A 14043-nucleotide genomic window follows, 5' to 3' on the forward strand; every position below is an offset into this window, starting at 1 on the left:
ATTCCCGCCGGGCCTTTTCGAACACCGCACGCCAAGGTGCCCGGGCGATGCCGCGCAAATCCTCCCAGCTCGTCACCCGATAACCGATATACCCGATAAAGACGAACTGGCTCAAAATATGGGCATGGATCATCGCTTCGCCGCCGAGGTTGGCGATGCCGAAAACCAATTGCAGTGCAGCCATGCTCGCCGGCAGGATCAGCCGCCCAAGGGCAAAGTCGCGCAAAAGCCCGGCACGCAGGCTCCAGCAGTTCATGGCTTCGACCAGACCTGCGCCGCCCATTCCGATCGGAATGAGCCAGGCGAGCGAACCGAGGCGGTTGGGAGCAAGGTTCGACAACATCTGTCCGGCCGAAAAGGCCAGGACGGTGGTCACGAACACAGCCAAAAGGATAAGCTTGACCGTCACATAAGCCTGCGCGCTCCCCTTCACCCCATAGAGTGACGCCTCGAAGCGCAATGCTGCGACCCCGGCGAGTATGTTCACGATCGACAGATAAATCGTAAAGATGCCGAAATCCGCAGGCGAATAGAGCCGCGCCAAGACCGGAATTGCAGCAAGAAGGGTGAGTTGGCCGGCAATTGCCATCGCCGACACTTCACCAGCTGCACGAATGATCGAACCGATCGTGCTCGGCCGAACAGCGATGATGGCTGTGTCGGCCGCGGGAACCATCTTGGGTCTCAGAAGGTCGCTCAGTGACATCGGTTCGCGCTTCCGAGGGAGGCAAATATCGGGGATTGCCGGAGCCTACGATGCACACCGAACCTTGCCATCATTCACCTGAATGACGCGCTCTGCGGACAGGCTGCACCCTGAATCGTCCGGGCCGCTCCCTGGATGAACCGCCCCCGGATCGTCCGCAGCCCAAGGACGAGCCTGTGCTTGGTCATGCTATCTGCTCGCGCAAGAGGTCGGCGCTATCCTCGAGCCGATATCCGGCATGTTTTTTCAAGTTCACTTGCGTGAGGACGCTGCCGACAGGTACCGCAAGAGAACCGTTGCCCTGAAGGAGTTCCAGCACCCCGCGAGCGAGGGTACGTGGCGTTTTCCTCCACCGGACGGCGAAAAGCACGGCATCAGCCCATCCAGCCAGAAATTTGGCTTCCGGCCGCCCGAGCGCCGACGGCAGGTTTATGATGACGATGCGGTAGGTCAAGTGCAGGTCCGCCATCACTTTGCCCCCATCCTCGCAGGACAACACCGCCAGCAGATCGTCCGACGGAGCAGCGGTCATCACGTCGATGCCGATTTCATGCAGACTGGCCACGGCATTTTCCAGGTTGCCGCGATTGCAGACATAGTCAGCGAAGGAATGGCGGCTCTTGCGCTCGCTGAACTGATGCAGGAACTCGAGCGTGAGTTGAACGCCCTTGCGTTCAAGATCGATCAAGAGGACACGACCGCCCATCCGCGTGCCGGCCAGCGCCAGACTCCATGCGAGCTCGGTCCCCCCATCCTCCGGGACGCTGGAGGTGACAAGCGCCGTGTACGACGAACGAGCCCTCAGCGCATTGGGCGCCGCAGCAATCAGCAACGACGTCACGGCGCGGCTATAGGCGGAGCTGCGCTCGCCCAGGACAAGGGTCCGCAGTCGTTTGGCATGCACCCTGCCTGCTTCGGGAATCTGCCCCATACATGGAACCTTGAGCACCGCTTCCGCCTCGGCCTCACCGCGGAAAGTCCGATCGAAGTGATTGCGCATCGTGACGAAAATCGCGCCCAGAATAGCGAACACAATCATCCCAGGCGGGACAAGGAAGATGGCAGGCAAAGTCTGCGGGATGGTCGGCGGCCACGCCGCTGATAGGATGGAAATTCCAGCCGAGGGAACTCCGATACGTCGCGTCAAATCCTGTTGCCGGCCAAGAAGTTCGTTGTATCGCTGGGTCAGCAAACTGACCTGCGGCTCGAGAGCCCGCAACCCGGAAAGCCGGCTGGCGGTGTCGGCCATGACCGCATCCAAAATGGCCTTCCGGCTTTCAAGAGTGGCGATCTGGGCACGGAAAATGTTTGCATCCGCAGCAATCTTGTCGATGCCTTGTTCGACCTTGCTTTCGGTCGTGTTTCTGAGTTCCTGGTCCGCAGGCGCGCGAGCCTGTCGAGCCGCAAGGTCGGCAAGTTCAGGCCCGCCAATGGCTTCGGCCACGGAGACGAAAGACGCCCCCTGCGCTCGAAGCTCCTGAACATGTCGCAGCCGGGTTTCAACAGCGGCGAGATCCGCGTTTGACATCGACAATTGCTGGCTGAGGTCGGCCCGTTCCCTGGCTGCGTTGTCCGCCGAGCCTTGGTCGACGGCTCCGTGGCTCAGCCGATATTTCTCAAGGCGGTCGGCCGCTGCCTGCAGATCGTTTTGCAGCCTGGGCAGGCTGGTGGTGATCGCATCGAGTTCTTGCTGGTCGGATGCCTGCCTTCTCCTTATTAGATTGTCGACATAGACCTGAGCGAATGTGTTGGCCACGAGCGCCGCCCGCGCGGGACTGTCATCGGCGAAAGCGACGGAGATTACTCTCGATCGCAGTTCCTGCCCGACCCGCATTCCTTGCCGCAAGGCTCTCAATTCGGAGGCATCCTCGGCTTGTGAATCGTTGATTGTTTTGTCCGCTCCTGGCCACAGCCGGTCCAGCAAACCACCGGCAAGCGAGCGTGTCCTCGGGGGAGGGATGGCAGACGGCTCAAGCCGGGAATTCCCGCTAGCGGAATTGTCCTGTCCGGTTTCAGCCGCACCTGTCTTGCGCAGTGCCGCCATGACGCGGCGCAGATGATCTTGCGACGATAGCATCGTGATGTGGTCATCTATGCTTGAATCGACGAGGTCCTGCGAAGACGGGGCGCCGACGGGCAGTGAACCGCGCGACGGGGCGTCGATGATAAGTTGGGTAGTTGCCTCGTAGAGAACCGGTCGAAGGCTTCCCAGCAACCCCGCCAGCAGACCGCCCAGTACGGCGAAGGCAACAATGGACCATTTTCGCCTTGCCAGAATCACGAATAGTTGGCGCGACGCAGTAGGCGGCTCGACATATTCGCGCAATGGCCGCACGTGCACTCTGCCTTCGAGAACCGGTGCTGGCGGTTGATTGACCCGTGGCAGCTGGATCGGGCTGATTGCGGAACCTACCATTCTATACTCCTGCCAGATCGGGTTCATGAATTGGGCCGGTTTGCTGTGCTTGCCGGTTGGCCTTGCTCCGCCAGGCCTGGAACATCAACGCGGACCACAATTCGCGCGACCGGTTCTGGCCATCAATGTGATCGCGCCAGCAGGCGTCGATCTTCGCAGCGTCCAATACGTCACTGCTTTCGGTTCGCATGTCGGCGAGAAGATCGGTGGCCCAGTTGCGCAGCGGACCGCGCAGCCATGCAGCGATAGGGACATCGAAGCCCTGTTTCGGACGCTCGATCAGGTGCTGCGGGAGATAGCGGCGTAGCAATTGACGAAGGATCCATTTGCCGGCGCCATCACGAACTTTCATGTTGGATGGCAGCCGCCAGGAGAATTCGACAACGCGGTGGTCAAGCAGAGGACACCGGCCCTCAAGGCTGTTGGCCATGGTGGCGCGGTCCAGCTTCACCAAGATATCGCCAGGCAAGTATCCCGCCATGTCATCGCACAGAAGGCGGGAGAGCAGGTCGTCAAGCGGCGGGCCGCCGTAGCCGTAGATTGGTTCGGTCGGCCGCTGACGTCCCAGATTTTCAGCCTGTGGCCGCGCCAGCCGCTGAAACAATTCGTCTTCATTCGATGCCGTGAGCAGCCGGGCGAGACGTTCCATCCGGTCGCTCCGGATAAAATGCCTCGCGCTCGCAGAGAGCGGCAGTTTGCCAACGACTTCGTCACGTCCGGCGCGTGCGAAAAAACCTGCCCCTGCCGCCAAGGTTCGGCGCAGTTGTCGGGGCAGGCGCAGGTTTCGTTTCAACCGCTCCGCCATGAAGTGGCGGCCGTATCCTGCGAAGCATTCGTCACCGCCGTCGCCCGACAGCGCTACGGTGACGTGCTGACGAGCGAGCTTGGCAACGAGCAAGGTCGGTATCTGCGATTCATCGGCGAAGGGTTCATCCCAGACCTGCGGCAACTCGGGAATGACGTCACGTGCGGCGCTGGGCGAGAGGTGAAGTTCGGAGTGGTCGGTGCCCAGATGACGGGCAACGGCCGCTGCGTATGGAGCTTCATCAAAGCCGCCCTCTGCGAACGAGATCGTGAAACTGCGAACCGGCTTGCAGGATTGAGCCTGCATCAGGGCGATCACGGCTGAGCTGTCGATCCCGCCCGACAGGAAGCCGCCCAGAGGGACGTCGGCGATCATGCGTTCCCGCACGGCCAGCCGAAGCCGGTTGTCCAGTTCGTCAACCAGATCTTCGTCGGTGCCTGTAACGGGGTTCCGTCGCCCATCGGCAGCAACGTCAGCCAGCGACCACCAGCGGTGAACGCGTTGGGAAAGACGGTCCGCGCTGCGGTCTTCGGCATAATTCGCAGCGGTGACGGAAAGGACGGAACCAGGTGGCAGTTTGAACACGCTTCGCCAGATACAGCGATGGTCCGGCACCCATCCCGTCGAAAGCATTACCGCCGCGGCATCAAGATCAAGGTCGGGAGAAAAGCCTGGAAAGGAGTTGATCGCCTTCAGCTCAGAGGCGAAAACCAATGCGTCTCGGGTCGAAGCAACATAGAGGGGCTTCTTGCCCATCCTGTCGCGGGCCAGATGAAGGCTTCTTGTCTTCAGATCCCACAATGCGAACACGAACATTCCGGCAAAACGATTAAGGGCGGCCTCAAGCCCCCAATGCTCGATTGCGCACAGCATCACTTCGGTGTCGCTGGCGCCTTGAAAGGTTTGGCCCGCACTCTCGAGTTCGCAACGCAAATCGCGAAAATTGTATATCTCACCGTTAAAGGTGATCACGTACCGGCCGCTGGCGGAATGCATCGGCTGGTGCCCGGCGGCTGACAGATCGACAATAGCCAACCGCCTGTGGCCCAGTGCGATTCCAGCTTCGCGGTCGATCCAGAGCCCTTCGCCGTCCGGCCCCCGGTGACGCAGCGATGCAGTCATCCGCCCGATCGCTTGGAGCGGCTTTATGTCTGCGGCGTCGGAAGCCAATAGAATTCCCGCGATCCCACACATCAGGACACCCTCGGTTCAGCAAGCTGCCGCCGAATTGCGCTCGGATTTCCGGCAACGAGGCAGAAAGCCAGAGAAAACCACACGATCGGGTGACGGATTATCAGGTGAGGCATGCTGAAGATTATCGCCGACGCACCGAGCACCAGCAGCGCGTCGAATCCCGCTCGCCAGGCAAGCGACATTGCGGCTCCCACGATCCAGACCAATGCCATCACCGCAAGCAATCCGCCCTGCAGGTAAAGGTCAAGAACGGTATTATGGGCCTCGAAAGGTCGCTGCAGAAATTGACGGTCGGCGACCGGCGGGCGCTCGAGGTGAGGCCCAGGGCCTAATCCCAGGGATCCGGATTTCAACCCCTTTTCCACCGCCTCCTGCCACAGGTAGAGCCGGAGTTCGAACGTTTCGAGTGTCGCTTCCCCACCCTGGTCCTTGGTAAGGCTCTTGGCAAAATGGGCGACGCTGGCCTCTTCGGTGAGCGCGTACGGCGTCATCGCCAGCGCCAGAGGCAAGGAACCCGCCAACAGCACAATTGCTGCCAAGCGGGGCAGGCTGGCGCGACCGCTTGTTGCGATCCATGCACGAAGCCGCAATCCGAGAAAGATGAGGCAGCTCAGGATACTGGTGTAGAGATAGGTGTCGCTCTTCGTCAGCCGGCCGACATAAAAGGTCAAGATCAGGCTGGAGAATGCGAGCAAACGGCGCCATGGGTTGCGGGTGGTCGTGGCAAGGTGCAAAGCCAGGGGGCCAAAAAGCGCGCAATAGAGCGCAAGTTGGTTCGGGTTCTCGGACCAACCACGGAACCTGTCCCAGAACCAGGGGTCGACGCCGGACTGGTGGGCTACCCCAAACGCCAATCCCAGCTGAATCACGAAGCTCCCATTGGCGATGGCGATCACCCACCAGGCACTGCGACGAAGGTGACGATCTGCGTCGGGCTCCGCGGCCGCCAGGCATGTGAAGCCGGCCAGCAGCATGTAGGCCATCACGTCATGTACCAGCCCGGTCAGGTAAAGGACGGTGGTCAGGTAGCCGACGATCGTGCCGATTCCCAAAGCCAGCGACAAGATCACCCAGAAGCTCGCCAGTTGGACAAAAGCGGGTGTGACCTGGAGACGACCGCCGGCGAATATTCGTCCAATCGCCAGAACGATCCAGATCGCGATGAACAATTCGCCATAGCCGAGCGGCAATCCCGGAACGCCCAGTTGCGTCGCATAGGACATCGCAACTCCCAGGGCGAGCAATGCGTCCCGGATCATTGACGTGCTCCGCCCCGGTGATTTGCGAGGCTGCCCTCAAGTGCGACAGCAGGGAGCGGTCGCAGAAGCCCCGCGCGGAGTGTGTTTTCGTACAGGTCGCAGTACTGATCGACCACCAACGGCAGGGCAAATCGCTCCCGCACAAGTTCAGCGGAACGAGCGCCCATTGCCTTTGCCCCAGCGCGGTCGGACAGCAAGTCTATTGTTCGCGAGGCAAGGGCATCGGCATCATGCGGTGCAACCAGATAGCCATTCCACCCGTCTTCGACGACGTCTCTGCAGCCTGGCATCCTGGAAGCCACGATTGGCAGTCCCGCAAGCCCCGCTTCCAGCAACACACGCGGTACTCCTTCGCGATATTGGGTGGGAAAGGCGAACACATCGGCCATGCCAAGGAGATCAGCGACATCGCGTCGTGGACCCAAGGCCACCACATGAGGTGCGTGCCGGTCGATCTCGGACTTGTCGATTGCGAATGAGCCTTCGGATTCTCGCGGACCGACAAGCACAAATCGTGCTGCGGGTCTTTCGGCCACGACGCGAGGAACCGCCTTGAGGAGGGTTCCCACACCCTTCTGACGGGTCAAGCGGCCGACAAAGATCACCACTTCGGCGGACTGGAGGCCGAGTTCCCTGCGCATCTTCGTTGCCGAGGACCCGAGATGGCGCACCGTTGCGAACGCATCGACATCAATTCCGGAACTGCGTATCAGTCGCGAGCTTCCGCGACCGGTCAGCCGAAAGCGCTCGAAGAACAGTTGGTCATCGCGATTTTGGAAAACGGTCGCCGCCGTCCACGAAGACGCGAGCCATTGGAGCGCGCAATAGACCGGACGCAGGGCCAAAGCGCGAGGCGCCAGAGATGAGAACGTCCAGCCCAGCCCGTTGATGGTGCGAATGACCGGAACTGTTCCCCGCATAGAAAGGGGCGTCAACAGATTTGGCTTGGTGTCGAAACTCTGGATGATGTCGGGCCGAAGCTCCCGCATCAATCGGCGCATCGTTCCGAGAGCGCGCCATTCCCCGCCGCCAGATGCAAACCGGTCGAAGGAGAACCTGTGATGCGAAATGTCATGCCTTAGAAACGGTACGGGAGAACCGCTCGAGACCGCCGTAACGCGAAAGCCTTTCTCTCGCAGCGCGATGAGGAAGGGAACTCTTAAGGCGTGATCCTCGCCTCCCACGCAGACCAGATGTGGGTTCATCTGCCTCTCCCCAGCGCACACGGCGGGCAATCGAGTAACTGACGCTCTCGATGCTGCCACGGCCCGGCTTCATCACCTATGAGCGCATCCCGCCCGAGTGCACGCTATGGGGAGGCCGGGTTCCTGTCCTCGTCCGTTTGAATGACACTATGATGTTTGGAAAGGGGTAGGACCAGTGAGGCGAGATTCCCCCGCGGTGGGGAGCGCTCATGTCCCTCCTGCCTTGTCGACGCAGTCTCACCGGGACGCCCCCACGGCATTGCCTGAAGTGGGTACTATGAGTGGCTGGAGTAAGGCGCGGGGCGGACCTGAGCTCCGCGGCTCGCGGATGGGCGCGCAGTTCGGACGCTCGGCCCAAACGACTGTCGGCGAGGCCCAAGACCTCGCCGACCTTTTTAAGCATTCGTCGCTGGAGCGTCAGGTGACCAGGAAAGACGATGCGGTAATCGACAGATGCGGAGAGAGGGTCGCGAAATGGATCTGGTTTGCGCCTCCGACGCCGTCGCTGTCGAAAGAGAGAGCTCCCGTCGAACTGTTGTAGATAATGTGATCGGAACTGTCATGCGCCGCTTTGCCGGCAAAGAAAGCGTCCGACGAGAGGCCCCCCTGATCGAGACCGGCAAAGATGGAATGGTCGAGGTGGATCTTGTCCTGGGCTTTGTTGAAATCAGTGATCCTGTCGACGTTTCCAGCGCCAAGGGCGGTACTGAACACGAAGGCATCTCTGCCCCCGTGCCCGGTCAACGTATCGGCTCCGCCGCCACCGTCGATCTTGTTGTTACCGGCATTGCCGTGAATGGTTTGTCCGAATTCGTTGCCGGTCAGATTGATGGCGGCCCTGCCGGACGTCTTGGTGGTTGCGAGTTGCTCGATGTGCGAGCCAGCCGAAAGAGCGAAGCTCACCGAGGCAAGAACCTTGTCAAGGCCGCTTCCTCTCTGCTCCACCACCTTGTCGTGGGCATTGTCGACGTAATAGGTGTCATTGCCGCCATAGCCGGTCATCTTGTCGGCGCCACCGCCACCATTGATCTTGTTGGCACCGCCATTCCCATAGATGGCTTGACCGAATTCGTTGCCGGTCAGGTTGATGGACGCCCTGCCACCCGAATTGGCGGTGGAGAGCTGCTCGACATGTGATCCCGCCGTAAGAGCGTAACTCACCGAGGCCGCGACCTTGTCGAAGCCCCCGTTTGGCGCTTCCATCACCTTGTCATGAGTATTGTTGACGAGATATTTGTCATTGCCCCTGGTTGCGTGGAAAACGTCTGCGCCGCGCGTGCCATGGAAGACATGATCGCTGCCCGACGGGGCCGGCGCCGTGGGAGCAGGGGCGCCGACGTGAGTAGGAGGCGTGGTCGGTGTGCCGACCGGATCACTGACCGGCGGCGTGACAGGATCACTAACCGGGGGCGAGACCGGGGCATGGGTCCCCTCGAGATTGTGCTGAAGGAAAAAGGCTTTCAGTTCCGAGGCGCTTTCAAGCGCGGTGTCGCCATTCTGCGTTCCCCATTTATAGGTATAGTCAAAGGCCGGCGACGGAACCAGTGCGGCCCAACGGTCAATCATGGCCTGCTCCTGGGCAGCGGTGGGCATGACAAACTTGCCGCCAGCGCTGGTTTCCCAGTTGCCACCACCGAACGCCTGGTAAAGCGGGACGATCTTGTCAATCGGGATGCCCGCTTCACCGGCAGCCGCAACCATCTTGTCGATATGGGTGTAGTCGGGAGCCGAAGTGTTGTTGATGGGGTAGTAGCCGATGCCGTAGAAATCGATGCCCGTATTCGCCGGATTGTAAGCGGCGTGGGCCGGATCGTTCGGGTTCATGTAGCTCGGAGAGCCATCCGTGCCCAAGTTCATCATCGTGATGAAGGTCTTGGCGCCGGGAAAATGAGAATGAATCCAGTCGGATTCCGCCTTTAGGTTTGCAGCGGTTGCGTAGCTGCCCCACTTGCCTGTCGGATCAGGCTCGTCGCTAAGGTAAAACCCGAACACATTTGGATTACCTATGAAGGGAGTGACTTTATCAATGAAAGACGAAGTTACTCCGTCGTGCTCACCGAGATAAACCAAGCCTTTCATGCCATCCGGCAAGGCATTGACTTGCGAAACGTACTGAACATCAGCCAGATTGAATCCGGCGGTTGCGATCTCGGCGGCTGATCCACCGGACGCGTAGTGGAGTGTCATCCAAAAATCCTTTGGTTGATTCGGTTATGCCCCACGTCTGCTTAGTTGACGGCGCATATTAGGCCCAAATCAAATACGACACCCGCTGGATAGAATCTTTGATCGCCGACAGGATTGCTGCACAGCAGGAGATGTTCCGAATTCGGCCAACCGAAGTCTTTTAAACAGTGCCGCAACAACAACATAAGCCCCTCTCACATCCGGCTCATGTTGAGCCGCGTGATTGGGAAATATCCGCCTTTCCCGACCGGGTTATCCCCAACTAGGGGAAAGCCGATGGGGTGTGCCTCGGCACACGAACCGAGGCTTGCGCTCACGCCCTTGCGGCTCAGCCGCCAACTTGACGGTCGAAAGATCGTGCCGCTTGCGGCGTGAAGCGGCCACCTATCGCTGCTTTAGGAGCACTTTCTGCCTTGATCCTATTTAAAAAATCGATGGCCCAACTCTCGTTTGAAATATGATCCGATCCAGCGCATGGAGAAAAAGTCATCTCTCCAAAATATATGTCACCATTAATGCTGTACAAATCAACCCTGACAAACTCAACATCCCTAGATATCGTTTCCGCAATCTCGATCATTTTCTCGAGATTTTTCGGTCTTTCTACGTTTTCTGGTATGTCATAACCATACATGACGTCAATCTGATTAAAATCTGGAAGAGAAAAGACGGCCCTCCTATGATCAACAAATCTTCCGACGTCGACCTGAAGATAAACGGCCTTGCCGCGAACACAAAAGAATTTGTAGTCACTTAATTCTGTACCTGTAGAAATATTATCTTCGACAATTATTTTCTTTTCCATTTTATAATATTGTGTCTCTCGTCCAATATTGAAGTACGATCTCTTGGAGAAGTTTAAGAATTCGTCTATGGTTTTCCTATCGAACGGCTTGTCGAGGAATATAATTTTTCCAGAGGAATGGGTCGGCTTCATCACGAAATGACGTCCGATGAAAGGCTCGATCCAAAGTAAAATGTCATCTGCCGTTGTATTTCTGTCTATCTTGAATACCGAGATCGTCTTCGGGGTTTTAAGGCCTGGAATTCCACCAGCTATGTACTTAGCATAATGCTTATCAACACATATCTTCTCTAGGTATCCCCATCTATTTCGTATCATTCTGTCAAAGATAAAATCATTTATCGTAGCAGATTGACTGGAAACTCGCCTTGGGAACCTGTTATTTCCGTTAAAGAATCCCGCGGCAGCTATGGGATAGTTCAGAACGTAGAAATTCGGGGTTATCAAGCTGACCCTATATATCGTTTCCCAGACAGCTCTTCTTAATTTCCGATACTTCTTTTCCACGCAACACCCCACTACGTTTCGAATTCAGTCGACTATTGCGATGCGATCGGCTTAGGCGGCCCTCGAGGACATTCTGAAATAAGAAATCGCGAACAAAGCGAAGTCGCAATTCTCATTTGCCGTCGCCTCGATTTTACTCGTCCATTGTTGCGGATAACGCACCGGCTAACGCAGCGTCCGCTCTGATAACGACGATGGTGAAGGCGCAATCCGCCTCCTTGGGCAGGTTGGCAGCCGTCGCAGACGAGGCGGGTTCGAACCCGTCGGCCAACGCCCGAGGTGAACGAGCCTTCAGTCGCCATCCCTGCGCATGCGTTAAACACAATACGGTCAGGCTCGATCACCGTCCTCCTCCGTTTGCATGACGATGCGGCGTGCCGGCCTGACGGTCGTCAATTTGCCGCCTCTGAAAGTCTGGGAGACTGATGTCTGCTCAGGTGATTGGAGTATCGGGACGAGATCAAATACAGAATACAGAACGACAAAAGGTTTGATTGATCTAAGTTGTTCCTTCGCATCAGGTATTTTGTGTCAACGACCGTGGCGTATTTGAAAGTGTGCGAAAGCAAAGACATAAGCCCCTTTTGCGTGTTCCATTCTGGACTGCGTTACTAGCGCGGATTGCCATTTTTGGGAGAGTTATCCCCAGCCTGTGCACGCTGCGGGTCGCGTTTCGTTAGTCCTGCGCCACGAATCCGCTGCATTTTCCTCAAAGTCGACGTATGTAAGCAGAGCGTAATAAGGGGGGCGACGGATAGCGGCTGCTATGCGCACCAAGAAAGGTTTGAGCCATCACAACTTACGGAAGTAACGGCGCGGCAGTGTCGCGCGAACGACCGCTGGTCATGAAAACATCGGGGGCCGGTTCTCCCGAGCTACGTTCCGCCATTCTCGCCTGCATGCCTGGGCTGCTTGGCGTGGCGCTGTTCTCGGCCGTGATAAACATTCTCGCCCTGACCGGTTCGGTCTATATGCTGCAGATCTACGATCGCGTTCTGCCGTCGCAGAGCGTTCCCACCCTGGTGGGGTTCACGATCGGCATGCTGGGCCTGTATGCGGTCTACGGGCTCCTGGATTTCGTGCGGCTTCGCGTGCTGGTCCGCATCGGCAGCCGGCTCTATAGGAATTTGCAGCAAAAGGTGTTCTCCATCTCCCTGTCCTTGCCGCTCAAGGCCGGGCGTGATGCGGGCCGTCTGCAGCCTTTGCACGATCTTGACCGACTGCGCGGCTTTCTTTCCGGAACGGGACCGACGGTCATCTTCGACGCCCCGTGGATCCCTTTTTATCTGGTGATCATTTATTTGCTCCATCCTTCGCTCGGCCTGCTGGCAACCGTCGGCGCGATCGCCGTGGTCCTTTTGACCGCGGTTGCGGAAGTCTTCAGCCGTGGTCCGGCCGTGCGCGCCTCCGAGGAGCTGTCGTCGCAACGGGCGCTTGCCGACTCCGCCCGGCGCAACGCCGAGGTCGTTCATGCAATGGGGCTTTCTGGTCGACTGGCTCGACGCTGGAGCGACGTCAGCCGCGCATATCTTGCCCAGCAGAAACGCCTCTCGGATGTCGTCGGTGGCGCCAGTTCCTTCTCGAAGGCGCTTCGCATGGGTCTGCAATCCGGCGTTCTGGGGCTCGGTGCTTACCTGGTCATCGGCGGTGAAGCTTCTCCTGGGGTGATCATCGCATCTTCGATATTGCTTGGCCGGGCCTTGGCCCCGGTTGACGCGGCGATCGCAAACTGGAGAGGCTTTCTTTCGGCCCGGCGCAGCTATAGCGAGCTGGCAGCTGTCATGGCTGCATTTGGCAGTCAGGACGACCCGATGGAATTGCCTCGTCCACAGACACGATTTGCCGTCGAGCAACTGACAGTCGCGCCGCCCGGCCTGACAAGACCGACCGTTGTAAATGTGAGCTTCCACCTATCGAGGGGTGCTGGAATGGCCGTCGTCGGCCCGAGCGGCTCCGGCAAGACGACGCTGGCCCGGGCGTTGGTCGGGGTTTGGAAGCCGCTCCATGGCTCGGTGAGATTGGACGGCGCCTCTCTCGATCAATGGAACTCGGAACAGCTCGGCGCCCATATCGGCTACATGCCGCAGGACGTGGAGTTGTTTGACGGCACGGTAGCGGACAACATTTCGAGGTTCCGAGGCAAGACGGATCCGAAAGGCGTCCTCGCGGCGGCAAGGGCAGCCGGCGTCGAGAAAATGATAATGCAACTCCCTCAGGGATTTCAGACCCGCATCGGGGAGGGTGGAGCGGCGCTGTCGGCAGGGCAGAGGCAACTCGTGGGTCTCGCCCGAGCACTTTATGGCGAGCCGTTTCTTGTCGTGCTCGACGAACCGAACTCGAACCTCGACGTGGACGGGGACACTGCCCTGGCCGGCGCCATACGGGCAGTGCGTCAGCGCGGAGGCATCGTCATTGTCGTTGCGCATCGTCCCTCAGCACTCGCGAACATCGATCAGGTACTGGTTATGTCGAATGGGACGGTTCATGCCTTTGGCTCGCGCGAGGAGGTCTTGGCGAACGTGCTCCGACCTTCACCGCCTGTTTCACCTCGGCCACCTTCTTTGGCGCCGATACCGGGTGTTGCCGGGCATGCATGAAGCTCTGTTCGAAACATTCGTCACCTTCTCGTCCTATGCCCGGACCCTTCGTAGCAACAAACGGCCTGCCGTAAGCTCGCCAGATCTGCCGGACGGTATACGAGCCAACCTGATATTCGGTTTGGTGATTACAGGTCTGCTGGTCCTTGGCGGCGGCCTGTGGCTGGGGTTGACCAACATCGCCGGCGCTGTGGTTGCACCAGCCACCGTGGTGGTAGAAACCAACGTCAAGAAGGTCCAGCATCAAACCGGAGGCACAGTGGGCGGGATCTTCGCGCAGGACGGAGATCATGTACGAGCCGGCGACGTGCTGGTCAGGCTGGATGACACGCTGACTCGTGCGAACCTGCAAATCATCAGTG

General features: G+C 58.8%; 8 protein-coding genes and 1 pseudogene. 2 read left to right on the forward strand and 7 right to left on the reverse strand.

What is annotated here, in order from left to right:
* From EN943_RS27170 to EN943_RS27200, 7 genes and pseudogenes are all read right to left on the reverse strand, one after another.
* Nucleotides 1-676 (reverse strand): annotated as a pseudogene (locus EN943_RS27170) (lipopolysaccharide biosynthesis protein); the annotation flags it as partial.
* Between the two features lie 214 nt (nt 677-890).
* A complete protein-coding gene (locus tag EN943_RS27175; RefSeq protein WP_127415346.1) occupies nt 891-3122 on the reverse strand; it encodes an exopolysaccharide transport family protein in 2232 nt (743 codons plus the stop codon).
* A 1-nt stretch (nt 3123) separates the two neighbouring features.
* On the reverse strand, nt 3124-5121 hold the full coding sequence (gene asnB / locus EN943_RS27180) for an asparagine synthase (glutamine-hydrolyzing) (protein WP_127415347.1): 1998 nt from the start codon (nt 5119-5121) through the stop codon (nt 3124-3126).
* A complete protein-coding gene (locus EN943_RS27185) occupies nt 5121-6380 on the reverse strand; it encodes an O-antigen ligase family protein (RefSeq protein WP_127415348.1) in 1260 nt (419 codons plus the stop codon). The genes asnB and EN943_RS27185 overlap by 1 nt, the downstream gene beginning before the upstream one ends.
* Nucleotides 6377-7585: a glycosyltransferase family 4 protein gene (locus EN943_RS27190; protein ID WP_127415349.1), complete on the reverse strand. Its 1209-nt coding sequence runs from the start codon at nt 7583-7585 to the stop codon at nt 6377-6379. The genes EN943_RS27185 and EN943_RS27190 overlap by 4 nt, the downstream gene beginning before the upstream one ends.
* A 417-nt stretch (nt 7586-8002) precedes the next feature.
* Nucleotides 8003-9772, reverse strand: coding sequence for a calcium-binding protein (locus EN943_RS27195; RefSeq protein ID WP_127415350.1), 1770 nt, complete (start codon nt 9770-9772; stop codon nt 8003-8005).
* Nucleotides 9773-10100: 328 nt separating this feature from the next.
* Nucleotides 10101-11084, reverse strand: a complete 984-nt coding sequence (locus tag EN943_RS27200) for an ATP-grasp fold amidoligase family protein (protein WP_164778395.1) — start codon at nt 11082-11084, stop codon at nt 10101-10103.
* 845 nt (nt 11085-11929) lie between these two features.
* Between EN943_RS27200 and EN943_RS27205 the strand changes: the two genes are divergently transcribed.
* Together EN943_RS27205 and EN943_RS27210 are read left to right on the forward strand one after the other, a co-directional pair.
* Nucleotides 11930-13681 (forward strand): type I secretion system permease/ATPase, encoded by a 1752-nt coding sequence (locus EN943_RS27205; RefSeq protein WP_164778396.1) that lies wholly within the window; start codon nt 11930-11932, stop codon nt 13679-13681.
* The coding region (locus EN943_RS27210) for a biotin/lipoyl-binding protein (protein WP_127415352.1) at nt 13674-14043 on the forward strand (370 nt) is incomplete at its 3' end. The genes EN943_RS27205 and EN943_RS27210, both read left to right, overlap by 8 nt.

Origin of the sequence: Mesorhizobium sp. M7A.F.Ca.US.006.01.1.1 (genome assembly GCF_003997935.1) — a bacterium.
Classification (GTDB): Bacteria; Pseudomonadota; Alphaproteobacteria; order Rhizobiales; family Rhizobiaceae; genus Mesorhizobium.